This window comes from Glycomyces paridis, from assembly GCF_004912155.1.
Lineage (GTDB): Bacteria > Actinomycetota > Actinomycetes > Mycobacteriales > Micromonosporaceae > Glycomyces > Glycomyces paridis.
Map to the genome: position 1 here is coordinate 17,635 of NZ_STGX01000020.1, position 24,208 is coordinate 41,842.

Below are 24,208 nucleotides of genomic sequence, written 5' to 3' on the forward strand. Positions count from 1 at the left end.
GCTCCGAACACGACCCGTGGCCGCAGGTGACGCCCGCGTCCCGGCGCCGGGACGTGGCGCGGAACCCGCATCCGCCGCGGACGGCCCGCGCTATGGTCGAGGGGTGTTCGACTCCGCCAGACTCGCCGCCTACCTCAAGCGCATCGGGATCAGCGCGCCCCGGCGCCCGACGCTGCACGCCCTGCGCCGCGTCCACCGCGCCCACATCGACACGATGCCCTACGAGAACCTCGACATCCAGTTGGGCAGGCCGATCCGGCTCGACGCCGACGCCCTGTACGCCAAGCTCGTCGAGGGCGGGCGCGGCGGCTACTGCTACGAGCAGAACGGGGTCCTCGCGCACGCCTTGGAGGCCATGGGCTTCGACGTGCGCCGCGTGCTCGGCGGGGTGGCGCGCGAGACCGAGGGCGACGGCAACTGGTGGAACCACATGCCGCTGGTCGTGCGGCTCGCCGACGGCTCGGAGTACCTCGCCGACGCCGGTCTCGGCACGGGCTTTCGCGACCCGCTGCCGGTCCGCAGCGGCAACTTCCGCGTCGGCGCGTTCAACTACGGCCTCTGGCCGCTCGGCGGCGAGCTGTGGCGCTGCTCGATCGACGCCCGGATCGCCGACCTGACCTTCGACTTCGGACTCCAGGAGCGCGCCCCCGAGGACTTCGCCGAGAAGTGCCGGGACCTCTCGACCTCTCCTGAGTCCCCGTTCGTCAAGACCCTCACCGTCCAGCGCCCCGGGGAGGCGGCCGTCGCGATCCTGCGGGCGCGCACCTTCACCGTCTACGCCCCGTCGCTCCCCGACGACAAGTCCGTGCGCACCGTCGCCGACCCGGCCGACTTCGCGCGCCTCCTGCGCGGGCACTTCAGACTTACCCTCTCGGACGACGAGGTCGACGCCCTGTGGGCCAAGGCCGACGAGCAGCACGAACGCAGACTCGCCGAAGAGGCCGAGCAGTCGAGCAAGGCCTCCGCGTGAGGCCGTGAGCGACCTCGCCCGCGCTCACCTGCGCGCCTTCCTGAACCGCGACGGCCGCGAGCTGCGAGCCTTGCAGCGCAGGAACCCCCGGTGGAGTCCGTCCGAGGACTTCGGGCACGTCGTCTCGGTCTTCGAGCTCGCCGTGTACGCCCGCTTCGGCGAGCGGCCCGACCCCGAAGCGTTGCGGGCCTTCCTTACCGAGGCCCTGGAGGACGCGGCCCGGTCCCGACCGCCCGTGCGGCCGCTCGCGGTGCAGTCGGCGGTCGAGGAGGCCTATTCCCTTCCGGACGACGAGGAGCACCGCGACCCGCCCGACCTGCGGGCCCGGGAGGAGCGGCGGACGGCGATCTGGTTCGCGTTGGAGCGGCTGGTGCCTGCCGACCCCGCGGCGATCGAACGGCTGCTCGCGAACGCCGCCGAGTTCGGCGACGCGTGCACTGAGTACGGCGCCGAACTCGCCGGAACGTTCGGTACGCCCGCCGCGTACGCAATCCGCTCGGGCCTGGCGCGCTGGCGCGATTCCTAGGACTGCGAGCGCTGGCGGACGGCCTCGTAGAGGGCGACCGATCCGGCGTTGGCGGCGTTGAGGGACGAGGCCGCCTTGGGCGACATGGGGATGCGGGCGGTGGCGTCGACAAGGTCGAACCAGGACTTGGACATGCCGGCGGTCTCGTTGCCGACCACGATGAGCGCCGGTCCCCCGAGGTCGTGTTCGGACAGCGGCTGCTCGCCGCGCTCGTCGGTGCCGACGATGATCGGCTGGGCGGGCTGCTTGCGCGCCCACTCGGCGACCTCGTGCGCGGAGGCCGCGTGGACCACGGGCACGGCGAACAGGCTGCCGGTGGTGGCGCGGACCGCCTTGGGGTCGTAGGGGTCGGCGGCGTTGCGGCCGGTGACGACCACCGCGTCGGCGCCGAAGGCGTCGGCCGAGCGGATGAGGGTGCCGAGGTTCCCGGGGCTCGTGGGCCGGTCGACCGCGAGGCCGAGCCAGCCGGGGCCGACGTCGAGGTCCGCGAGCCGCCGCTGCGGGATCGCGACCTGGGCGAGGAGTTCGGGCACGTCCTCGTCCTTGCCGCCGAGCTCGGCCATGAGCGGCGCCGACACCGCGACGAGCTCCGCGTCCGGGGTCTCCAGGAGGTTCCGGGCCCAGTCCGAGAGGCGCGGCCGGTCGGCGTCGTACAGCAGGGCCTCGACCGTCCAGCCGTGCTCGACGGCGAGCGTGACCGGGCGGACCCCCTGCACCAGGAACGAGCCGGCGCGGTGGCGCTTGGTGCGGTTGTGCAGCAAGGTCTCCCACTGCTGGAAGCGCGCGTTGCGGACGCTGACTCGCAGGACTTTCGACATGGTCTCCGCACTCCAGGGCAGGTCGGTTGAACCGGGCGAACCTACCACGGCCCCACCGGCGGGCCCCGGACCCAAACCGGGGCCCCGGGCGGGGATCAGCCGGTGTTGCGCAGGCCTGCCGCGATGCCGTTGACGGTGATGAGCAGGGCCCGCTTGAGCTGCGGGTCGCCCGCGCCGTCGGCGCCGCCCTCGGAGCGGTAGCGCTTGAGCAGCGAGATCTGGAGGTGGTGCAGCGGCGCCAGGTAGCGGTCGCGGACCTCCAGGGTGCGGGCGAGCTGCGGGTTCGCGTCCAGCAGCCGCTCGCCGCCGGTCAGCGCCAGCACCTCGTTCACCGTGGACTCGTGCTCGGCGCGGATCACGTCGAAGATCGGGCGCAGCCCGGCCGGGACGAGCGTCGAGACGTACTGGCCCGCGATCGACAGGTCCGTCTTCGCCAGCGTCATCTCCACATTGGAGACGAAGTTGCGGAAGAAGTGCCACTTCTCGTACATCTCGGCGACCTCGTCGCCCAGGCCCGCGGCCCGCGCCGCCGCCAGGCCCGCGCCCACGCCGTACCAGCCGGGCACGATCTGGCGCGACTGCGTCCACCCGAAGACCCACGGGATCGCCCGCAGCCCGTCGAGACCCGCGTCCGTGTTCGGGCGCTTCGACGGGCGCGAACCGATGTTCAACGCCCCCAGCAGCTCCGTGGGGCTCACCGCCCAGAAGTACTCGGCCAGTCCCTCGCGGTCGAACAGGCCCCGGTAGGCGGCCCGCGAGGCCTCAGAGGTCTGGTCCATGACCTCGTACCAGCGCTGGAGGACCTCGGGCTGGTGGCGCGGCTCGGTGTGCAGCAGCGTCGCCTTCAGCGAGGCCGCCACCGTCAGTTCGAGGTTCTCGCGCGCCAGCGCGGGCAGCGTGTACTTGTCGGAGAGCACCTCGCCCTGCTCGGTGATCTTGATGGCGCCGTCCAGCGTGCCCGAGGGCTGGGCGAGGATCGCCTCGTGGGTGGGGCCGCCGCCGCGGCCGATGGTGCCGCCGCGGCCGTGGAAGAGGCGCAGGCGCACGCCGTGCTTGGCGGCGGTGTCGCGCAACTGGCGCTGGGCGCTCTGGATGTTCCACTGGCTGGCGGTGATCCCGGCGTCCTTGTTGGAGTCGGAGTAGCCGAGCATGACCTCTTGGACGTTGCCGCGCGCGGTGACGATGGCGCGGTAGGCGGGCAGGCTCAGGAGCTTGTCGAGGAGGGCGTCGGCGCCGGCGAGGTCGGCGACCTCCTCCATGAGGGGTACGAAGCCGATGTCGGCGCGTCCGCGGGCGACGTCGATGAGCCCGGCGTCGCGGGCGAGGATCGCGGGGGCGAGGACGTCGGCCGGGTCGTGGGTCATGGAGATGATGTAGGACTCGACGATGTCCTTGCCGAACTGCTCCTGGGCGTCGAGGATCGCGTGGAAGACGTTGAAGGTCTTGCGGTTGCGTTCGGTGAGGTCGACGTTGGCGGGCGCGAGGGGGCGCTGGCCGGAGAGCTCCTTGGCGAGGAGGTCGTCGCGGTCGGCGGCGGTGAGGTCGGCGTAGGGGCCGGGGAGTTCGCCGGTGGCGTCGTAGAGCTCGGCGAGGACGGCGTGGTGGGCCTCGGAGTGCTCGCGCACGTCCATGGTGGCGAGTTGGAGGCCGAAGGCGCCGACGGTGCGGATGACGCGGTCGAGGACGCCCCTGGCGGGCAGTTGGCCGCGCTGGCGGGCGAGGGAGTCGCGCATGACCTGGAGGTCGGTGAGGAGTTCGCGACCGTCGGCGTAGTCGAAGCCGGGGTGGTGGGGCAGGCCTTCGGCGTGGCGGGCGCGGGTGTTGGCGAGTTTGGCCTCGATGGCGCGGGACTTGAGGCGGTAGGGCTCTTCGGCGTGGATGCGCTTGTAGCGGGCGGGGATCGCGGTGCCGAGGCGGTCGAGGTCGGCGGCGACGGAGTCGAGCAGCTCCTGGGAGGCGGGGCGGACGGCCTGGGACACGGAGAGCTCGTTGATGAGTCCGGCGACGGCGCCTTCGGCGGCGGCGATGCCGTGCTCGTGCTGCATGAGGAGAACTTGCTTGGTGACCTCGGGGGTGACGAAGGGGTTGCCGTCGCGGTCGCCGCCGATCCAGGTGCCGAAGCGCAGGGGCGCGTGGCCGGGGCGGGGGGAGCCGCCGAGGTCGGTGAGGGTGGCGTTGAGGTCGGTGAGGACGCGGGCGGCGGCGTCGCGGTAGAGGTCGGTGAGGTAGTAGATGGCGTTGCGGGCCTCGTCGGTGGGCTCGGGCTTCTCGACGCGGAGTTCGTCGGTCTGCCAGAGCAGGTCGATGATCTCGGCGAGGCGGGAGTTGACGGCGTCGACGTCGGCGGAGCCGAGGACGGCGCGCTCGGCGGTCTCGGCGTCGAGGAGGTCGGCGATGCCGCGGAGCTTGACGAGGATGGAGCGGCGGGCGGCCTCGGTGGGGTGGGCGGTGAAGACGGGGCGCACTTCGAGGCGTTCGGCGGCGGCGGCGATCTGGTCGGCGGGCACGTCCTCGGCGGTGATGTCGGCGCGGGCCTGGGAGAGCCAGCCGCCGTGCTCGGCGCGGGAGCGGCGCATGTCGCGGGCGCGGTGGACCTGCTCGGTGATGTTCGCCAGGTGGAAGTAGGTGGCGAAGGCGCGGGCGAGGTCGACCTCCTCGTTGACGTCGAGCTTGGCGAGGCGGGAGGCGACGGCTTCGGGCTCGTGGCGGACGAGGCCGCGGACCTCTTCGACGAGTTCGAGGAGCTGGGGGCCCTCCTGGCGGACCAGGGCCTGGCCGAGGAGGTTGCCGAGCCGCCGGATGTCGCGGCGGAGCTGCTTGTCGTCGGTGCCGCTGGAGGAGTCGAAGTAGTCCATGGAGGTCTCCACTGGTGGTCTGGGCAAACCCTAGGGGCCGCTCGCGCCGACGTCCTTGTCCGCGGTGAACTGCTTGAGCACTGTGCGAAGGAGCAGGTACGGCCACCGGTTGCGCAGCCGTCAAACTGCAGGCCACGGCAAGCGCATGCGGAGCCGTGGCGTAGCTAGGTCAGCGTAACTTACCGGTAATGGCCGCGCCACTTTCTCGGTCCGCCATGCGGGACGGAGGGGCCGGTTGCGACCGCAGCGGGTGGGGAATGTGACGGAGCCGTGGCATACCCTGGTGCGACCGATACCGAAGCCGCCCCGATCGTTCCACCGCGAAGGGATCCCGACCGCCGATGTCTGACTGGGTACTGCCCGACGAGATCCTCGCCGAGGCGCCGAGCCACACCCCGCTTCCGCACGAGCTGGCCGATCTGGAGCTGCTGCTTTACGGTGCGTACGCACCGCTGCGGGGGTTCATGAGCGAGTCGGAGGCGCGGTCGGTGACGCGGACCGGGTCGCTGGCGGACGGTACGGCGTGGCCGGTGCCGGTGACGCTGGACGTGCCGATGGACATCGCGCGGCGCCTGGACGACCCCGATCCGAAGCGCCGTGTGCTTCGCATCACGGACCCCGAGGGGGCGCCGGTGGCGGCGGTCGAGTGCAACGGCCTCGACGCGCTCGGACCCGACATGGTGCGGGTGAGCGGCCCGGTGCGGCGCATCGCGGACGCCGCGCACGGGGTGTTCACGGGTCTGCGGGCGACGCCGGAGCAGGCGAAGGCGACGTACACGAAGCCGCGGGTGCTGGCGCTGGTGGCCGAGCGGCCGCTGCACCGCCCGCAGCTGGCGCAGCTGGCGCGGGCCGCGCGGAACCTCGCGGCGCACGTGCTGGTGATGATCCCGACCGGCGACGAGACGAACGGCGACCGCGACCTGCGCCTGCCCACGGCAGCGCTGGTGCGCTCGGTGCTGGCGGCGAAGGACCGGCTGCCGACGGCGACGGTGCTGACGGTGCCGCTGTCCAAGCGCGGCGACCGGCTGCGCGACGGCCTCTTGACGGCGAAGGTCGCGGCCGCGTACGGCGCGACGCACCTGATGACCGGGCCCGACGGGCTCGGCGGCGGCGACGGCGTCCGGTCGATGGTGCCGCGCGAGCTGGCCTACGACACGCGTGACGGCCAGTGGCGTCCCATCGAGGACATCGAGCCGCCGTTCCGGCGCACGGCCCTCTCCGACGCCGAGATCGCCGACATGCTCGACCGCGGGTTCGGGCTCCCGGAGTGGCACACGCCGCCGAGCGTGGCCGCGGAGCTGCGCAAGGCGCGCCCGCCGCGGCGCCAGCGGGGCCTCGTCGTGTTCTTCACCGGCCTGTCCGGTTCGGGGAAGTCGACGATCTCGCGCGGGGTGTTCGAGGCGCTGCTGGAGGACGGGACGCGCACGGTGTCGCTGTTCGACGGCGACGTGGTGCGCCGGCTCCTGTCGAGCGGCCTGGGCTTCTCGCGCGCCGACCGGTCGGTGAACGTGCGCCGGATCGGGTTCGTGGCCGCCGAGGTGGCGCGCCACGGCGGCATCGGGATGGCCGCGCCCATCGCGCCCTACGAGGGCGACCGGGCCGAGGCGCGGCGCATGGCCGAGGCCGCGGGCGCCGACTTCGTGCTGGTGCACGTGGCGACCCCGCTCCAGGTGTGCGAGGCGCGCGACCGCAAGGGGCTGTACGCGAAGGCGCGGTCGGGCGAGATCCCGGAGTTCACGGGGATCTCCGACCCGTACGAGGAGCCGCCGGCCGCCGAGCTGGTGATCGACACGACCGACATCACGGTGGGCGAGGGCGTCGAGCAGGTCCTCGAGTATCTCTCGGAGGGCGGCTGGCTGGAGCCGATCGGTCTGCGCCTCGCCTGAGGGACGAACGCGAAGGCCCCGGACGCGGCGCGTCCGGGGCTTCACGTCTGTTCAGAGCAGTGTGGACCAGTAGTCCCAGAAGCCGGTGCCCACGATGAGGATCACCGCGAGGTAGAGCAGCGCCAGGCCGATCCAGTGGAACCGCAGGACGTCGTCGACCGCGCCCTTCCAGTCCTCGCCGACGGGGATCGCGCCGGTGCGCAGGTTGCGGACGGTGGTCGCCCAGAAGATCGGGATGACCACCGACCACACGGCCATGCACCAGGGGCACAGCACCCCGATCATGTACACCGACTGGAAGATCAGCCAGGACACGAAGACGAGCCCGGCGAGCGTGCCGAGGTTGAAGGCCAGCGCGATCCACCGCGGCAGCGCGACCCGGCCGAGCGTGAGGACGCCGGTGAAGACGACGAGCGGGAAGCACACGAGCCCGATGATCGGGTTCGCGAACCCGAACACCGAGGCCTGCCACGTGCTCATGACCGTGCCGCAGGACAGGACCGGGTTGAAGTCGCAGGAGATGACGTGGTCGGGGTCCAGGAGCGAGGCGATCCGCTCGTAGGTCAGGTCGAACGCGGCGGCGAGCCCGACGAGCCCGCCCAGGAGCAGGACGAGCCCGGTCGCGACGCGACCCCGGACCTCCGTCTCGTTCTCGCCGAACGCCTCGTCCATGTGCGCCCCTCGGTCTGCCTCGGTGCTTGCCGTCGAAGTCATGATCACGCAAGGGTAACGACCGCGGTGCGGTCGAGGTTGCGCCGCTGTGACCGGTCAGGCCCGCAGCGACTTGCCGCCGTCGACGACGAGCGTCTGCCCGGTCACGTAGGAGGCCGAAGGGGCGCAGAAGAACACGGCGGCCGCGGCGACCTCCTCGGGCGTGCCGGGTCGGCCGATCGGCCCGTCGAGGCCCTTCTGGAGTTCGGGCACCGTCGAAGAGCCCGTGCGGATCAGGCCCGGCGCGATCGCGTTCACCGTGACGCCGTCGGCCACCACCTCGGTCGCGAGCGCCTTGGTCAGCCCGGTGACGCCGGCCTTGGCCGCGGCGTAGGCGGCCTCGGCGGGGACGGCGTTGACGACGCCCGCGGTCGCGGCGATGTTCACGATGCGGCCCCAACCGCGCTCGGCCATCGACTGGACGAACGCGCGCGAGACGAGGAACGCCGTGTCGAGGTTGCGGGCCAGCTCCGACTGCCAGTCCGCATAGGACAGCTGGGCGACGGGCTTGACCACGGCCGGATCGGACTTGGAGGTGAGGCCGGCGTTGTTGACGAGGATGTCGACCTCGCCGACCGAGTCGGCCACGGCGTCGGCGAGCCCGCCGACCTCGGCCTCGTCGGCCAGGTCCGCGACGAACCCGATCGCGTCGATCTCCCCGGCGCGCTCGTGGATGCGCTTGGTGGTGGAGACGATCGCGACCGTCGCGCCCGCCAGGCGCAGCCGCGTCGCGATCGCGAACCCGATCCCGTCGGGGGCGCCCGCTCCGGTGACCAGCGCGATCTTCCCGGCGAGCGAGTCGAGCTCTTGGAGCCTGCCGCGCTGCGCGGGGGCCAGCGGCGACTGGCCCGTCGAGGGCAGGTCGATGACCTCGGCGAGTCCGGCGTCGGCGGACGAGTCGAATGACGAATCGAATGAGTCGAGGCTCGTGCGCGGTTCATTCATGGACGCAGTCTCTCACGGCGCCCTGAGCAAACACACCGCCGCCGGGCCGAATCGGGTCGAACCGCCACCATAGGGTCAGCGTGTGCGGGGCGGGGACGTGCGGGGCCGCCGCGCGCGTGGCACCATCGGAGGATGGAGCCCGAGACCGGCCGGGTGCTGACCGCGCTGGCGCGCAGCGCGGTCGCGACCTCGTTCGCGCCCCGCCCGCCCGGCGCGCGCGAACTCGTCGCGCAGGCCGGAGGCGGCCCGGCGCTGGAACGGCGGGCGGCGACCTTCGTGACGCTGGAGCGCGACGGGACGCTGCGGGGCTGCATCGGGGTGCTGACGGCCTTGCGGCCCTTGGGCGTCGACGTGGTCCGCAACGCGCGGGCGGCGGCGCGCGACCCGCGCCTGCCGCCGGTGGCGCCCGAGGAGGTCCCCGGCCTGCACGTCACGGTGACGGTGCTGTCCCCGGCGGTCCCGTTGCGGGTCAACGGTTTCGAGGAGCTGCTGGCGGCGCTGCGCCCAGGGATCGACGGCCTGACGCTGCGCGAGGGCGCGAGGCGGGCGACGTTCCTGCCCTCGGTGTGGCAGGGCCTGCCCGAACCGGGGCGGTTCGTCGCCGCACTGCTGCGCAAGGGCGGCTGGCCGCGCCGCCTGTGGGCGCGGGGCGTGCGAACGGCCGCCTGGCCCGAGGGCCTGGCGGCCGAGCACTACACCGGCGAGTCCTTCAGCGCCTAGGCGACCCGCAGGGCGTCCCACAGGCGCCGGCGCATCCACTCCGAGGGCGTCACGCCCTCCTTCGTGGCGGCGACCTTGATGTCCTTCTCCATCTTGAGCGGCAATCGGATCGAACGCGACACCATGATCGGCGCGTCCGGCGCCGACTCGGGCAGTGCCGCCTCCAGCGCCCGCATCTCCTCGACCGAGGGCATCGGCAGCTTCGTCAAGTCCTGCGCCAACAGTGCCTGCGCGGCCTCAACCAGCCGCTTGGCCTCGTTATCCCTGCTCATCGCGACGGGTCTCCTCCCACTTCTCAAGCAGGTCGCACTCGTGTCCGTGCAGCTCACGCGCGCCCGCGATGTCGTAGTCCAAGCCGTTTCGCTTCACACAGGCGACGACCAGGGCCCGGCCGCTGTCGGCCCGGCCCCAGATCGTCAGGGTGTGCACACCCTGCGACCAGGCCGGAACCGGGAAGCGTGGCCTGGTGCTGCTCAGCACCTGCATTACCTCGTACGGTTCGATTCCTTCGGGGAGGTGCTCTAGCGCCCCCAACGCCCATTCAAACGGCATGGCTCGAACGTATCCCAAACGTACCCCGAATTCGGTAGGACACGCCAGGGGTTCGCGTAATTCGCGAGTCGGGTTACTCCGGGAGCGCCACCAGGGTGCCTTCGGCGACCTTGGCCGCCGCGCCGGTGACCGAGACCGACACGGCCGCGCCGTCCTCGATCGCGACCTCGCCGAGCAGTCGCGAGGGCCGGCCGATCTCGGCTCCCTGCGCGATCGCGAAGCGGTGGACGCCGTCGCCGCGCACCAGGCCCTCGGCCGCCAGGTGGACGCCCAGGGCCAGCGCGGCCGAACCCGTCGCGGGGTCCTCGCCGACCCCGTCGTGGAACAGGCGGGCGTGGACCTCGCCGGTCGCCGGGTCGAAGCTGAAGGGGTAGACCTTCTCCAGTTCGGTGAGGTGAGCGGTGGCGGCGGTGACGTCCTCGTCGGCGACGCGCACGAAGTTGTGCCCATATCCGGCGCTCGCGAAGCCGGGGCGGCCGAGCACGCGGGCAGGGTCGAGGCCGATCGCGGCGGCGGCGACGGCCGGGTCGATCGGGTCGCCGGTGCTCAGGACCGTGGAGGTGAGCTTCGCGGTGGACGCGTCGACGGTGAGGCTCATGAGTCCGGCCGCGCACTCCTGGACGACCGTGCCGGCGTCCGGGACCACCCGGCCGGACTGCGTCATCGCCAGCGCCGCGCCGACGGTGGGGTGCCCGGCGAACGGCAGTTCCTCCGCAGGGGTGAAGATCCGGGCGCGGTAGTGGGCTCCGGGGACGGTCGGCGGGAGTGTGAAGACGGTCTCGGAGAAGCCGAACTCCTTCGCTATGGCCTGCATCTGCGCCGACCGGAGTGCCTGGCCGTCGTGGACGACCGCGAGCTGGTTGCCCGCGTAGGGGCGGTCGGTGAACACGTCGTAGATCGCGAAGGGGAGCATGACGGTAAGGCTACGCTCACATTGGCGTTCCGAAATGCCTCGTTACGATTGGGTCATGTCTGACACCGCTGCCGTCGTCGAGGCCGTGCACGAGGCGCTCTCGCACGTCAACGACCCTGAGATCCGCCGCCCCATCACCGAGCTGGGCATGGTCGACGCCGTCTCGGTCGACGGCGGTCGCCTCACCGTGACCATCCTGCTCACCGTGGCCGCCTGTCCGCTGCGCGACACGCTGCAACGGGACGTGACCGACGCCGCGCTGACCGTCGAGGGGATCGACTCGGTCGACCTGACCTTCGGCGTCATGAGCGAGCAGCAGCGGGCCGACCTCCAGGTGAAGCTGCGCGGCGGGCGCCAGAGCGCCGAGCCGGTGATCCCGTTCAACCTCCCCGAGTCGCGCACGCGCGTGTTCGCGATCGCCTCGGGCAAGGGCGGGGTCGGGAAGTCCTCGATGACGGTGAACCTGGCGGCGGCGCTGGCCGCGAAGGGGCTGTCGGTGGGTGTGGCGGACGCCGACATCTACGGGCACTCCATCCCCAGGATGCTCGGGGTCGAAGGCGCGCCGACGCAGGTCGAGGACATGATCATGCCGCCGCAGGCGCACGGCATGAAGGTCATCTCGATCGGGATGTTCACGCCGGGGAACACGGCGGTGGTGTGGCGCGGCCCGATGCTGCACCGGGCGCTCCAGCAGTTCCTCGCCGACGTGTACTGGGGCGAGCTGGACGTGCTCCTGCTCGACCTGCCGCCCGGGACCGGCGACATCGCGATCTCGGTGGCGCAGCTGCTGCCGACCGCGGAGCTCGTGGTCGTGACGACGCCGCAGCAGGCGGCGGCGGAGGTCGCCGAGCGGGCGGGCGCGATCGTCACGCAGACGCACCAGAAGCTCGCGGGCGTCGTGGAGAACATGTCGTGGATGGCGCTGCCCGACGGCTCTCACATCGAGCCGTTCGGTTCGGGCGGGGGCAAGACGGTGGCCGAGGCGCTGACGCGCGACGTCGGCGCAGAGGTGCCGCTGCTGGGCCAGATCCCGCTGGACCCGAAGCTGCGCGAGGGCGGGGACGCGGGCGTGCCGCTGGTGATCTCCGACCCCGACTGCGAGGCGTCGCGGGCGATCCGGGCGATCGCCGACCAGCTGGCGGTCCGCAAGGTCTCCCTGGTGGGCAAGCAGCTCGGCCTGACTCCTACCGCTTGACGATCGGACCGGGCGTCCGGACCGGGTCATACGCGAACAGGCGGGGCGGCCGTAAGGGCCGCCCCGCCGTCTGCTCCGGGTCCTCGATCGGTCAGTCAGCGAACTCGCACGATATGAAGTCCTGCGGTTCGGCGGGGCCGGTCGCGATGAATCCGAACTCGACCGATCCGCCGCTCGCGATGGCGGCGTTCCAGCCGAGCGGACTCGTGGTCACATCCGCGCCGGTCTGCTCCCACTCGGCGTTCCACAGCTGGGTGATCCGCTGGTCCTCGGTCCAGGTCCAGCCGACGTCCCAGCCGTTGATCGAGCTCTCACCGTAGTTGCGGACCTGGACGGCGCCCTGCCATCCCGAACCCCAGTCGTTCACGACGGAGACCGTCGCCTGGCAGGCCCCTTCGTCGGGCGGGAACCCGGTGGTCACCGACACCGACGAGCCGAGAGCGCCCTCGTCCCCTTCGGGCACACCGGTCACGGTGTAGACGTACTCGGTGTTCGGTTCGAGGTCGGTGTCGGTGTACTCGGTGCTGCCGCCGGGCAGGACCGCGATCACCGTCGAATCGCGCCTGACCTCGATCTCGTTGGTCCACGGCGGGGTGTCCCAGGTCAGTTTCACGGTCTCGGTGGTGGGGGTCGCGGCGAGGTTCTCGACCGCGGCGAGGTCGTCCGGCTGCGGATCGGATCCCTCAGTGGTGTCCGCGACGAAGTTCGCGATCCACGACAGCGGCGCGTTCCAGTTGACGGTCAGCTCGTTGGTCGCGAACGAACCGATGTCGTCGATGTAGCACCCCTGTCCCGTGCAGTCCTGGAGCCAGCGTTGCGCGACGGGGTCCCAGGTGGAGCTGACCGAGTTCGGTCCGCCCGAGATCGTCCCGACCGGCGGGTTGGGCAGGGTCGGGTCGAGCTGGTTGGCGTACCAGCGGCTGTGCATATTGCGCGAATCGTGCGTGCCGTACCCGGTCACGTACGAGTTGTTCAGCGCGTTGCGGCCCAGGATGTAGTCCAGACCGGCGTACACCCCGTCGCGGAAGCGCTCGTCGCCGCTCAGGTCGTACGCCACCGCGGTGACGATCATCGCGTTCAGCACGTTGCTGTTAGAGCCCCAGTCGAACTGGCCGCTCTGGCCGTAGGCCAGGTCCCACGGGCTCGCGGCCTGTCGCGCCAGGTAGTCCTCGCCGGCCGCGACCACCGAGTCGATCACACGCTCGCGATCGGCCAGCGAGTTCGGCACCGCCGCGAGCTGGAGCCGCGCCAGCGGCGCCACGGACTGCCAGCCGAAACCGTTGGCGTCGAACACGTCGTCGGTGTGCAGCTGCGATCCGAGGATGAAGTCCTCGTAAGCCGACTCCCCGGTGGTGAGGAACAGCTCGGCGGCGGCCCAGTAGAACTCGTCGTCGAGTTCGGCGTCACCGTACCCGCCGCTGCCGGCCGGGACGTTCTCCTGCGCCAGCATGTCCGGGTTGGCCGTCGCCGCGTCCCACGCGGTCTCGGCCGCGGTGCGGCACTCGGCGGCGAAGGCCTCGTCGTAGGGGGAGAACAGGCGCGCGCACTGGGCCGCGGCGGCGGCCAGGTTCAAGGTCGCCGCGGTCGAGGGCGGGCCGAGGTAGCGCGGCTGCGGATCGTCCGCGGGCAGCAGCGGCAGACCGGTCCAGGCCTCGTCGGACATCTTGTGATGCGCCATCCCCGCCAGCTGCTCACCCGCGGGCACCTGCATGCTCAGCAGGAATTCCATCTCCCAGCGCGCCTCGTCCAGCACGTCGGGAACGCCGTCGCCGTGCTCGGGAATGCGCAGGCTGCCGTCGCCGAGCCGGTCGGCGTCGCCGCCGTCCGCGTGCAGGGCCCGCTCGTAGGTGCCCATGACCTGGGCGACCGAGATGCCGCCGTTGACCACGTACTTGCCGTGGTCGCCCGCGTCGTACCAGCCGCCGGACACGTCCAGCGAGTAGTCGCACGTGCCCGGATAGCAGGGCACGTCCACGTCGCCCTGGTTCGGAGCCGCGCCCACATGCCCGGCCTCGCGGCCGTACCCGGGAGCGATCTCATCGTCGATCGCGATGCCCGAGCGCTGCGGGTAGTAGAACGACAACGCGTCGATCGCGAGGCTGTCGTAGGCGCCGGCGCCGATCGCGAACGGATACGACACCTCGCCGTCGGCGGTGAGGGTGAAGCCCTCGCCGGTGGCGGTCACGTCGGAGAGGTCGATGGTGTGCACCGCCAGGTCGCTGGTCGGCTCGGTCCCGTGCGGATCGGTCACGCCCGAGGCGACCTCGGCGCCGGCCGCGTCTTGCAGCGCCCAGGCCACCGACTCGGTCGCGTCGCTGACGAGCGTGGCGCGCTTGGGGCCCTCGGGCAGGTATCCGACCTGGTTGACCCGCACCCGCGGGCCCGTGTCGGGTTCGTACACCGGCGGTTCGGCGTCGGACAGCACCGCCACATCGGAGATGCAGAACTGCCACGGCTCGGCGTGACGGCCGATCTGGAACGCCAGTTGGGCGTCCGACCAGTCCTCGTTGGCGGTGAACGTGTAGGAGTAAACCTGCGGTTCGGTGTCCAGGACCGGGAACTCCTCGATCGCGCTCGGCCATGGGTCGACGTCGCGCTGCACCAGCGCCCGCACGCTCAAAGGCGTCGAGGCCCTGGCGGTGAACCGCAGCTCGTAGGACTCGCCTGCGGTCAGCGGCAGGTCGTTCTGACCGATGATCGCGTCCCAGGCGTTGGCGGTCCCGCCCGGCACGTCCAGGCACCACTCGCCGTCGGCCACCGCACCGATGAGGTTCTCGGTGTGCCACCACGGGTCGGTGCCAGAAGCGAAGTCGCCGTTGATGATCAGGTTGGTCGGTTCGTCCTGGGCGTACGCGGTGGTCACGGCGGCCGTCGACACAGCGAGAGCCGCGACCGCGGTAGCGGCCAGGATCAGGCGGCGTCTGACGCGGCCCGTTCGACGTAGCATGAGAGGTCCTTTCCCCGGGGTTGGGAGCGATTCCACTCAGATCTTTGCATTGATAAACATCAATGTCAATAGGAGTTCGCCACTGCGGCGCGGTCGCACCGGGCGAGAGCCCGCCCGACCTCGGGTCGAGCGGGCCGACGCCGCTACTGAGCGCTGTGGAGGGCGGCGTTGAGCTCGCCCCAGGTGCCGGTGCGCGGGCGCACTTCGAGGCGGCCGGTCTGGGTGTTGGTCCAGAACTGGAGGTCGTCGCGACCAGAGAGCGTCGCGGCCTTGACGACCTCGCCGTCGGGCAGGGTGACCTTCGAGCCGGCGGTCACGTAGCAGCCGGCGGCCACGACGCAGTTGTCGCCCAAGGAGATCCCGATGCCGGCGTTGGCGCCGAGGAGGCAGCGCTCGCCGATGGAGACGACCTCTTTGCCGCCGCCGGAGAGCGTCCCCATGATGGAGGAGCCGCCGCCGATGTCCGAGCCGTCGCCGACGACGACGCCCGCCGAGATGCGACCCTCGACCATCGAGTTGCCGAGCGTGCCGGCGTTGAAGTTCACGAAGCCCTCGTGCATGACCGTCGTGCCCTCGGCGAGGTGCGCGCCCAGGCGCACCCGCGAGGCGTCGGCGATGCGCACGCCCGAGGGGGTCACGTAGTCGGCCATCGGCGGGAACTTGTCGAGCGACTTCACTTCGAGGACCTGGCCCTCGGCGCGCAGGCGCAGGCGCACGTCGTTGACCTGGTCGGCCGGGACCGGGCCGACGTTCGTCCACGCGTTGTTCGGCAGCAGGCCGAAGATCCCGGTGAGGTTCACGGTGTGCGGCTTGGCGATCCGGTGCGAGAGCAGGTGCAGGCGCAGGTACACGTCGGCGGTGTCGACCGGCTCGTCGGCGAGGGACTTGACGACCACGGACACGCCCTTGGCGGTGGTCCCGGCCGGGCCGGTCCGGTCGACCGCGGGGGCCTCCTCGCCGGTCGGGGCCTCGCCGAGGCCGAGGCGGGTGAACCACACGTCGAGGACGGTGCCGTCGGCGGCGACCGTGGCCACGCCGGAGCCCCAGGCTGCGTCGGTCAGGAATTCACTCATGCACAGAGCCTATCGAGGCGGCGGGTATCGTCTGCGGGTGTGACAGTTTTGAGTGAGGCAGTCCTCGCCGACCCGGTCGCGCTGACCCGGGCCCTGTGCGACGTCCAGTCGGTCTCCTGGAACGAGGCCGAGATCTGCGACGAGGTCGAGGCCGCCTTGAAGCGGCTGGGCCACTTGACGACCGAGCGCGTGGGCAACACCCTCGTCGCCCGCACAAACCTCGGCCGCGACCGGCGCGTCATGCTCGCCGGGCACCTCGACACCGTCCCGGTCAACGACAACTTCCCCACGCGCACCGAAGGGGACGTGATGTGGGGCCTGGGCACCTCGGACATGAAGTCGGGCACCGCGCTCGCGCTGTGGATCGCGGCCACCGTCGAGCACCCGAGGTTCGATTTGAGCTTCGCGTTCTACGAGTGCGAGGAGATCGAGGCGAAGCACAACGGGCTCAACAAGCTCGCGAAGTCGCGGCCCGAACTGCTCGCCGCCGACTTCGCGATCCTCCTGGAGCCGACCTACGGCCTGGTCGAGGCCGGATGCCAGGGGACCATGCGCGCGCGCGTGACCACCCGCGGGAAGCGGGCCCACTCGGCGCGGTCGTGGAAGGGCGAGAACGCCATCCACAAGATCGCGCCGGTCCTGGAGCGGCTGAACGCCTACGCGGCCAGGGAGGTCGAGGTCGACGGCTGCACCTACCGCGAGGGCCTGAACGCCGTGTTCATCGGCGGCGGCGTCGCCGGGAACGTCATCCCCGACGAATGCTGGGTGGAGGTCAACCTCCGCTTCGCGCCCGACCGCGACGAGGCCGCCGCCGAGGCGCACCTGAGGGAGGTCTTCGACGGGTTCGACGTCGAGGTCACCGACTCGGCCCCCTCGTGCCGGCCCGGACTCGACCGGCCCGAGGCCGCCGGGTTCGTCGCCGCCGCCGGCGGCGAGTTCCGCGCCAAGCTCGGCTGGACCGACGTGGCCCGCTTCGCCACCCTCGGCATCCCCGCCGTCAACTACGGACCGGGCGACCCCAACCTCGCCCACAAGCAGGACGAACGCGTCGAAATCCCGCGCATCCGCACCTGCGCGGAAGCGCTGCGAGCCTATGTGGAGGAATCATGACGTCCAAACGCCGCGTCACCGCCGACGAGCACCTGCTCGACACGCGGCACAGCGAGGAGTGGAAGCAGAAGGCCTCGTGGCGGGTCATGAAGATCCAGGCCGAGTTCGTGGAGGGCTTCGAGACGCTCGAAGCCGCCGAGCTCGGTGACGCCATCGGCGTCTACGGGTCGGCCCGCACCCCCGTCGACTCCGAGGAGTACAAGCTCGGCGTCGAGCTGGGTCGCAAGCTCGGCGAAGCCGGGTTCTCCGTCATCACCGGCGGCGGCCCCGGCGCGATGGAGGCCGCCAACCGCGGCGCCGCCGACGCGAACGTCAAGTCCGTCGGGCTCGGCATCGAACTGCCCTTCGAGCAGGGCATCAACCCGTACGTGGACATCCAGCTGGACTTCCACTACTTCTTCGTCCGCAAGGTCATGTTCCTGAAGTACTCGTGCGGGTTCTGCGCCCTCCCCGGCGGCTTCGGCACCCTCGACGAGCTGTTCGAGTCGCTCACGCTCGTGCAGACCGAGAAGGTCGGGCGCTTCCCGATCGCGCTCATCGGCACCGACTACTGGGGCGGCCTGGTCGACTGGCTGCGCAAGACCATGGTCGGCGAGGGCAAGATCAACCCCGACGACGTGGACCTGCTCCTGGTCACGGACGACCTGGACGAGGCCGTCGAGCACATGAAGCACGCCGCCTGACGAGTCCCCCGGGGCCCTTCGCGCCCGCCTTCAGAGGCTGCGCAGGGGGGCCTTCGGGGGCCGGTCGCCCTTGATCGAGGCGACCATGTCGAGCACCTCGCGCGTCGCGGTCACGTCGTGCGCGCGGAAGACCCGGGCGCCGTTCCAGGCCGAGACGGCGGTGGCCGCGAGCGTCCCGTTCAGGCGCCGGTCCACCGGCAGGTCGAGGGTCTCCCCCACGAAGTCCTTGCGGGACAGGGCGACCAGAACCGGCCAGCCGGTCTCGACCAGTTCGTCGAGGCGGCGGGTCAGGTCGAGCGAGTGGTACGTGGTCTTCCCGAAGTCGTGCGTCGGGTCGATGAGGATGCCGTCGGCGCGCACCCCCGCCGCCACCGCGGCCTCGGCGTTCGCGACCAGTTCGGCGCGGACCTCGGCGACCACGTCCCCGTAGACGGCCTTCTTCGCCACCGTGCGCGGCTCCAGGCCGCCCGTGTGCGAGACGACCAAGCCGGCCCCGGTGTCGGCCGCGACCTCGATCACCGACGGGTCCCAGCCGGCCCACGTGTCGTTGATGAGCTCGGCGCCCGCCGCGACCGCCTCCCGGGCGACCTCCCCGCGCCACGTGTCCACCGAGATGACCAGCTGCGGGTGCCTGTCGTGGACCGCCGCTATGAACGGCACCACCCGCTCGATCTCCTCGGCGACCGTGACCTCCGGCCCGTCCCCGGCCTTGACGCCGCCGACGTCCACGATGTCGGCGCCCGCCGCCACCGCGTTGTCCACGGCCGCGACCGCCGCCTCGAACCCGAAGGTCGCCCCCGAGTCGAAGAACGAGTCGGGGGTCCGGTTGACGATCGCCATCACCGCGTGATCGCCCGCTTCGAACACCCGTCGGCCAAGTTTCAACGCTCGCATCCGTCTATGCTGACAGCCGCGACAGCCGCCCGCCAGCCGTACCGGTGCCGGCGGGGCGAAGACAGACGGAGACGCGCGGCCACACCGCCCGCTCCACGATGTGAACGAACAGAAGGAGCCTCCGATGCCCCGCTTCGACCGGACGCACACCGACGACCTCGCGGCGTACATCAAGGCGAGCCCGACCCCGTACCACGCGTGCGCGGAGGCCGGACGGCTCCTTGAAGCGGCCGGGTTCACGCGGCTCGCGGAGAGCGACCCGTGGCCCGACGCCGTCGGCGGGTACTACGTGGTGCGGGACGGGTCGATCATCGCCTGGCGGGTCAACACCCTGGACTACGACGCCTTCCGCATCTTCGGCGCCCACACCGATACCCCGACCTTCAAGGTCAAGCCCAACCCCGACACCGGCGGCGGCGGGTGGAAGCAGGTCGCCGTGGAGGTCTACGGCGGCGTCCCGCACCAGACCTGGCTCGACCGCGACCTCTCCGTCGCCGGGCGCCTGGTCATGCGCGACGGCTCCGAGGTCCTCGTCCACGTCGACCGGCCGCTGCTGCGCATCCCGCGACTGGCCATCCACCTCGACCGGGGCGCCAACGAGGGCCAGAAGTTCAACGCGCAGTCGCAGCTGACGCCGATCTGGGGCCTGGGAGAACCGCGCCAGGGCGAGTTCCTGGAGTTCGTCGCCGCCGAAGCCGGAGTCGATCCCGAGGACGTGTTCGGCCACGACCTGTTCGCCGCCGCGCTCGACGAGCCTGCCTACCTCGGCAAGGACGACGAGCTGTTCGCCGCGTGGCGCCTGGACAACCTCACCAGCACCCACGCCGGGGTCGCGGCCCTCATCGCCGCCGAGGACACCGGCACCCGCGTGCCGATGCTCGCCGCGTTCAACTACGAGGAGATCGGGTCCATGACCTACTCCGCGGCGCAGAGCCCGTTCCTCGAATCGGTCCTGCGCCGCCTCATGGGCGACGACTACGAGGGGTACGCGCAGGCGATCGCCCGCTCCGGCATGATGTCCTCCGACACCGGGAACGCCCTGCACCCCAACTACCCCGAGAAGCACGAGCCCGGCCACCGGCCGCTGCCCGGCGGCGGCCCGATGATCAAGGTCAGCGCCAACCAGCGGTACGCCAGCGGCGCCGAGGAGCAGGCGCTGTTCCGCCGCTCCGCCGACGCCGCGGGCATCCCCTGGCAGACCTACGTCAACCGCAACGACATCCCCGGCGGCACCACCATCGGGCCGATCTCGGGCACGCAGCTGGGCATCCTCACCGTCGATGTCGGCCTGCCGATCCTCTCGATGCACTCGGCGCGGGAGCTGTGCGGCGCCGAGGACCCCGGCCGCCTCGCCGACCTCGCGCTGGGCCTGTTCACCCACTAGTGGCGACGCTCCTGCACTTGGACGCCTCGGCGGCGGTCGAGGGCTCGCGCTCGCGGGCGCTCACCGCCGCGCTGGCGCGGGCCTTCCGCGAGGCCGCGCCTGGGAACACGGTCGTGCACCGCGACCTGCACGCCGAACCGCTCCCGCACCTGCCGCACCCGGGACTGCACTGGGCCGCGCCGGTGCGGACCGGGGCAGCGCCGGACGCGGCGTCCGCGGCGCTCCAGGACCGGCTCACCGCCGAACTGCTCGGCGCCGACGCCCTGGTCGTGGGGTTCCCGCTGTACAACTACTCGCTGCCCTCCTCGCTCAAGGCCTGGATCGACCACGTGCACGTGCCGGGCCTGACCGCGCCCTCGGCGGTCTCGGGCACGCCGCTGGCCGGGCGGGCGGCGGTCGTGGTCGCCACCCGCGGCGGCGACTACGGGCCCGGGGCGCCGAACGAGGGCCGCGACCTGGCGACGCCGGTGCTCGAGCTCGTCCTCGGCGAGGAGATGGGCATGGCCGTCACGTCCGTGGCCGTCAACCTGACGCTCGCCGGATCCGACCGGCCCGAGCAGGCGCGGCGCAGCGAACGCGAGTACGCCGAAGCGCTTGCGGCACTGCGGGCGCTCGGAGGGAGGCTCGGCCGATGCCGCGAGAAGCATTGACGCGAGTGGCGGATGGGGCGCGTGCGACTCCTTCACGTTGGGGCCCAGCGGTTTCGGGCTCCGCTCCGGACCACTCGCGATCGGCCCCGCCCCGGTAAGGTGGTGTGGCGCACCGCGCGGGCCGGACTGGTCCCGGCGCGGCCCGCGGACGTACTAGGAGGCGGCATTGACCTGGCGGACCGAACTCGAACGCGCCGCCGCGCGACTGCGCGAGGCCGGCGGGTCCGCCGACCGGGCCGAACGCCTGCTCGCCGCCTCCGCCTCGCTGCTGGCCGCCGACGACACCGAGCGCCGCCGCGCCGACCTCGTCGCCCGACTGCGCACCGCCGCGGCCGCCGCCGCCACCGGCTGGCTCGGCGACGACCTCGCCGCCGCCCCGACCGACACGCCCCTGTGGACGGACGAGCCCGCGAGCGCCGGACTGCGCGTCGGCACCGCCCTGCTCGACGGGCCCGAGGACGACGGCGCCCCCGCGTTCCCCGCCGTCGCGGGCCTCCTCGGCAAGGGCCACCTCGTGTGCGACGGCGACGCCGCCGACCCGCGCGTCGCCGGCATGATCCAGTCCCTGCTCGTGCGCGTCACCGCCGCCCACCCCAACCTCGAACTCAGCCTCGTCGACGGCGTCACCCTCGGCCAGGTCTTCGCGCCCGCCACCGCACTCGTGGACGCCGGGATCGCCCAGCCCGTGGCCACCGACCACCTCGCGCTCGGGCGCCTCCTCACCGCCGCCGAGAAGCGCCTCACCGAACTGCGCGACGTCGCCGCCCGCGGCCAGTCGATCGCCGACCGGCCCTACCACCTCATCGTCATCGCCGGGCTCCCGCCGGAGGTCGGCAAGTCCATGCGCGAGCGCCTCGCCGCCCTCGCCCACGCCGGGCCCGCCGCCCGCTGCCACCTCGTCCTGTGCGGCTGGCGCAACACCCCGCACCGCGAGGCGCTCCCCGCGATCGAGCACGCGACCTACCTCGCCTGCGACGAGGAGACCGCCCGCCTCGGGACCCTCCCGCTGCCGGTGCGCCTCGACGCGCCCCCGACTCCCGCGCTCGCCCGCGCCGTCTTCGGCGCCCGCGCCCGCCAGCGCCGCGAGGCCGGGGAGCTGTCGGTGGCCGACCTGGTACCCGCGGAGCTGTGGACGGCGTCGAGCCGGGACGGCCTGACCACGGTGATCGGCCGCGACCAGGCCGGCGCGTCCACGGGCGGAGACGTCGAGGTCTCCTTCGACGACGCGACGCCGCACTGGCTCATCGGGGGGCGCACCGGCGGCGGCAAGACCGTGTTCCTGCTCGACGTGCTCTACGGGCTGGCGACGCGGTACTCCCCCGACGAGCTGGAGCTGTACCTGCTGGACTTCAAGGAGGGCGTCTCGTTCACCGAGTTCACGCCCTCGGGACTGGACCCGTCGTGGATTCCGCACGTCAGGGCGGTGGGTGTGGAGTCCGACCGCGAGTACGGGGTGGCGGTGCTGGGCGCGCTGCGCGCGGAGCTGAGCCGCCGCGCGGGACTGATGAAGCGGGCCGGGGCGACGCGGCTGGCGCGGCTGCGGGAGCTGCGCCCGGAGGTGCGGCTGCCGCGGATCGTAGCGGTGGTGGACGAGTTCCACGTGCTGTTCGCCGGGAACGACCGGCTGGCGGGCGAGGCGGTCGCGCACCTGGAGGAGCTGGCGCGCAAGGGCCGCTCGTACGGGGTGCACCTGGTGCTGGCGAGCCAGACGATCTCGGGCATCGAGGCGCTGTACTCCAAGAAGGACTCGATCTTCGGGCAGTTCCCGCTGCGCGTGGCGCTGCCGGGCGCGAAGCACCTGCTGGACGAGGGGAACGACGCGGCGGACGGTATCGGCGTGGGCCAGGCGGTCCTCAACGACGCGGGGGGCATCAGGGGCCGCAACCGGACCTGCCGGTTCCCGGACGCGTCGAGCGCGGAGGACCTGCTGGCGCAGCTGCGGCACCGGTTGTGGGAGCGGCGCGGCTCGGACGACGAGCCGGTCGTCTTCCGCGGCTTCGACGAGCAGCATCTGACCGGGGACCCGTCGTTCGCGGCGTTGCGGGCGACGCACGCGCCGCGCGCCCTGCTGGGCCGGGCGGTGGACGTGCGGATGTCCACGGTGGGCTACCAGTTCGACCGCAGTCCGGGCCGGCACCTGGCGGTGCTGGGCACGTCGATCGTCGCGGCGGACGTGCTCGCGGCGGCGGCGCTGTCGCTGGGGCGCCAGCACGAGCCGGGGTCGGTGGTCTTCGAGGTCGCGGCGACCGCGGCGGGCGCCGAGGAGATCGCGGCCGCGGTCGCGCAGAGCCTCGCGGCCGAGGGCCACGAGTGCCGTGCGCCGCAGCCGGGTTCGATCTTGGCGGGTCCGCGGGAGAAGCCGACGTACCTGGTGTGGTTCGGGGCCGACGGGGCGGACGGGCAGCCCGCGGCGCTGCGGCGCCTGCTGCTGCACGGCCCGGCCGACGGCGTGCACCTGCTGGGCTGGTGGCGCGGAGCAAGGCGTTTCCTGGACGACATAGGCGGCTCGACGGGCCGCGAGAGTTGCGCGGGGGTGGTGGCGCTGAACATCGCGGCGAACGACCTCGCGGCGATCACGGGCGGGTACGACCGGTCGTGGGAGGCGCGGGCGAACCGGTGCCTGGTCATCGACCGGCACGCGGGGACCGAAACGCTGGCGGTGCCGTACGTGCGGCCCGGCCGGCTCGACGAGGGACTTGAGGACGGCGCGGCCGAGCCGCTGCGCGGGGAGGCGGCCCGATGAGCCTGAGCGCCTATGAGGACCTGGTGCACGAGCTGGCGCGCCTGGACGCGGACGCGGCGGCGAGCGGGGCGCAGGCGTCCCGGCGCCTGGCGCGGCGGCGCGAGGCCCTGAGCTCAGTGCGGTCCGATCTGGACGAGCAGACCGGCGCGCTCGCGGAGCTGTCGGCGTCCCTGCGCCACACCGCCCCCGACTTCACGCCCGAGCCCGCCGAAGGCGAGGACGTCGACGAGGTGCTGGCGCGGGCGCGGGAGTCGTTGCGGGAGGCCGAATCCGCGCGCGTGGCGACGGTGCGGGCCGCGCAGCGCCCCACGATGCTGCCGAAGGCCCACCACGTCGTGCGGGAGCTGCTCCTGTACGGCGGCAGCATGATCGCCTGCCTCGCCGTGCAGTTCGCGTATCTGGCGGCGGCGGGCGGGATCGGAGGGAGCTGGTGGATCGTGTTCCTACCGCCGGTGGGGGCGACGCTGGTGGGGTATCTGCTGGTCGGAGCCGCGAACCGGCCCCGGTTGCCGCTGTTGGACCGGGAGGGCAGGCCCGTCAAGGCGGTCGTTCCGCACAACCCGCGTCTGGGAGTGACTCTCGCGGTCTGCACAATGGCGCTGTTCGCCTATTTCGCGTTCTTCGCTTAGAACT

The 24,208-nt window shown here is 72.3% G+C and carries 21 protein-coding genes; 11 read left to right on the forward strand and 10 right to left on the reverse strand.

The window, feature by feature from the left end:
* Positions 1-103 precede the first annotated feature (103 nt).
* Together E9998_RS21795 and E9998_RS21800 are read left to right on the forward strand one after the other, a co-directional pair.
* Positions 104-970, forward strand: coding sequence for an arylamine N-acetyltransferase family protein (locus E9998_RS21795; protein WP_136531812.1), 867 nt, complete (start codon positions 104-106; stop codon positions 968-970).
* A 4-nt stretch (positions 971-974) separates the two neighbouring features.
* Positions 975-1,496: a hypothetical protein gene (locus E9998_RS21800; RefSeq protein WP_136531813.1), complete on the forward strand. Its 522-nt coding sequence runs from the start codon at positions 975-977 to the stop codon at positions 1,494-1,496.
* On the opposite strand, the gene E9998_RS21805 is transcribed toward E9998_RS21800, so the two are convergent.
* Both E9998_RS21805 and ppc read right to left on the reverse strand, forming a co-directional pair.
* Positions 1,493-2,314 carry a TrmH family RNA methyltransferase gene (locus tag E9998_RS21805; RefSeq protein WP_136531814.1) on the reverse strand — a complete coding sequence of 274 codons (822 nt, stop codon included), beginning with the start codon at positions 2,312-2,314 and terminating at the stop codon, positions 1,493-1,495. The two genes, E9998_RS21800 and E9998_RS21805, sit on opposite strands and share 4 nt — an antisense overlap.
* A 95-nt stretch (positions 2,315-2,409) precedes the next feature.
* Positions 2,410-5,169 carry a phosphoenolpyruvate carboxylase gene (ppc, locus tag E9998_RS21810; RefSeq protein ID WP_136531815.1) on the reverse strand — a complete coding sequence of 920 codons (2,760 nt, stop codon included), beginning with the start codon at positions 5,167-5,169 and terminating at the stop codon, positions 2,410-2,412.
* Positions 5,170-5,510: 341 nt separating this feature from the next.
* Between ppc and cysC the strand changes: the two genes are divergently transcribed.
* Complete coding sequence (cysC, locus tag E9998_RS21815) at positions 5,511-7,055, forward strand: adenylyl-sulfate kinase (RefSeq protein ID WP_136531816.1); 1,545 nt, start codon at positions 5,511-5,513, stop codon at positions 7,053-7,055.
* A gap of 51 nt (positions 7,056-7,106) precedes the next feature.
* Here cysC and E9998_RS21820 read toward each other — a convergent pair whose 3' ends face one another.
* Positions 7,107-7,727: a vitamin K epoxide reductase family protein gene (locus E9998_RS21820; RefSeq protein WP_136531817.1), complete on the reverse strand. Its 621-nt coding sequence runs from the start codon at positions 7,725-7,727 to the stop codon at positions 7,107-7,109.
* A gap of 96 nt (positions 7,728-7,823) precedes the next feature.
* A complete protein-coding gene (locus E9998_RS21825) occupies positions 7,824-8,711 on the reverse strand; it encodes an SDR family NAD(P)-dependent oxidoreductase (RefSeq protein WP_136531818.1) in 888 nt (295 codons plus the stop codon).
* Between the two features lie 132 nt (positions 8,712-8,843).
* Here E9998_RS21825 and amrA point away from each other — a divergent pair, with 132 nt between their 5' ends.
* Positions 8,844-9,431, forward strand: a complete 588-nt coding sequence (amrA, locus tag E9998_RS21830) for an AmmeMemoRadiSam system protein A (RefSeq protein ID WP_136531819.1) — start codon at positions 8,844-8,846, stop codon at positions 9,429-9,431.
* Here the strand turns inward: amrA and E9998_RS25560 are convergent.
* From E9998_RS25560 to E9998_RS21845, 3 genes are all read right to left on the reverse strand, one after another.
* Positions 9,428-9,703 carry a hypothetical protein gene (locus tag E9998_RS25560; RefSeq protein WP_158299933.1) on the reverse strand — a complete coding sequence of 92 codons (276 nt, stop codon included), beginning with the start codon at positions 9,701-9,703 and terminating at the stop codon, positions 9,428-9,430. The two genes, amrA and E9998_RS25560, sit on opposite strands and share 4 nt — an antisense overlap.
* A complete protein-coding gene (locus E9998_RS21840; RefSeq protein WP_136531820.1) occupies positions 9,690-9,983 on the reverse strand; it encodes a hypothetical protein in 294 nt (97 codons plus the stop codon). Before E9998_RS21840 ends, E9998_RS25560 begins: the two co-directional genes overlap by 14 nt.
* Positions 9,984-10,056: 73 nt before the next feature.
* Positions 10,057-10,896 (reverse strand): PhzF family phenazine biosynthesis protein, encoded by an 840-nt coding sequence (locus E9998_RS21845; RefSeq protein WP_136531821.1) that lies wholly within the window; start codon positions 10,894-10,896, stop codon positions 10,057-10,059.
* A 55-nt stretch (positions 10,897-10,951) separates the two neighbouring features.
* On the opposite strand from E9998_RS21845, the gene E9998_RS21850 reads away from it, so the two are divergent.
* Positions 10,952-12,091 (forward strand): Mrp/NBP35 family ATP-binding protein, encoded by a 1,140-nt coding sequence (locus E9998_RS21850; RefSeq protein WP_136531822.1) that lies wholly within the window; start codon positions 10,952-10,954, stop codon positions 12,089-12,091.
* Positions 12,092-12,182: 91 nt separating this feature from the next.
* Here the strand turns inward: E9998_RS21850 and E9998_RS21855 are convergent, their stop codons facing one another.
* Both E9998_RS21855 and E9998_RS21860 read right to left on the reverse strand, forming a co-directional pair.
* The gene (locus tag E9998_RS21855) at positions 12,183-14,954 is read right to left on the reverse strand and encodes a glycoside hydrolase family 9 protein (protein ID WP_204745592.1); all 2,772 of its coding nucleotides are present in this window, start codon (positions 14,952-14,954) and stop codon (positions 12,183-12,185) included.
* A gap of 227 nt (positions 14,955-15,181) precedes the next feature.
* Positions 15,182-16,111, reverse strand: coding sequence for a DapH/DapD/GlmU-related protein (locus E9998_RS21860; protein WP_136531824.1), 930 nt, complete (start codon positions 16,109-16,111; stop codon positions 15,182-15,184).
* Positions 16,112-16,150: 39 nt separating this feature from the next.
* Here E9998_RS21860 and dapE point away from each other — a divergent pair, with 39 nt between their 5' ends.
* Positions 16,151-17,221 carry a succinyl-diaminopimelate desuccinylase gene (gene dapE / locus E9998_RS21865; RefSeq protein WP_136531825.1) on the forward strand — a complete coding sequence of 357 codons (1,071 nt, stop codon included), beginning with the start codon at positions 16,151-16,153 and terminating at the stop codon, positions 17,219-17,221.
* Positions 17,218-17,904 carry an LOG family protein gene (locus E9998_RS21870; RefSeq protein WP_136531826.1) on the forward strand — a complete coding sequence of 229 codons (687 nt, stop codon included), beginning with the start codon at positions 17,218-17,220 and terminating at the stop codon, positions 17,902-17,904. The genes dapE and E9998_RS21870 overlap by 4 nt, the downstream gene beginning before the upstream one ends.
* A 30-nt stretch (positions 17,905-17,934) precedes the next feature.
* Here the strand turns inward: E9998_RS21870 and folP are convergent, their stop codons facing one another.
* Positions 17,935-18,798 (reverse strand): dihydropteroate synthase, encoded by an 864-nt coding sequence (gene folP, locus E9998_RS21875; RefSeq protein WP_136531827.1) that lies wholly within the window; start codon positions 18,796-18,798, stop codon positions 17,935-17,937.
* Between the two features lie 124 nt (positions 18,799-18,922).
* Between folP and E9998_RS21880 the strand changes: the two genes are divergently transcribed.
* From E9998_RS21880 to E9998_RS21895, 4 genes are all read left to right on the forward strand, one after another.
* Positions 18,923-20,182, forward strand: coding sequence for a M18 family aminopeptidase (locus E9998_RS21880; protein WP_136531828.1), 1,260 nt, complete (start codon positions 18,923-18,925; stop codon positions 20,180-20,182).
* Positions 20,183-20,199: 17 nt separating this feature from the next.
* Positions 20,200-20,832 (forward strand): FMN-dependent NADH-azoreductase, encoded by a 633-nt coding sequence (locus E9998_RS21885; protein WP_204745593.1) that lies wholly within the window; start codon positions 20,200-20,202, stop codon positions 20,830-20,832.
* Positions 20,833-20,998: 166 nt separating this feature from the next.
* Positions 20,999-23,575, forward strand: coding sequence for an FtsK/SpoIIIE domain-containing protein (locus E9998_RS21890; RefSeq protein ID WP_136531830.1), 2,577 nt, complete (start codon positions 20,999-21,001; stop codon positions 23,573-23,575).
* Entirely contained in the window at positions 23,572-24,204 is a 633-nt protein-coding gene (locus tag E9998_RS21895; RefSeq protein WP_136531831.1) for a hypothetical protein, read from the forward strand. The genes E9998_RS21890 and E9998_RS21895 overlap by 4 nt, the downstream gene beginning before the upstream one ends.
* Positions 24,205-24,208 lie beyond the last annotated feature (4 nt).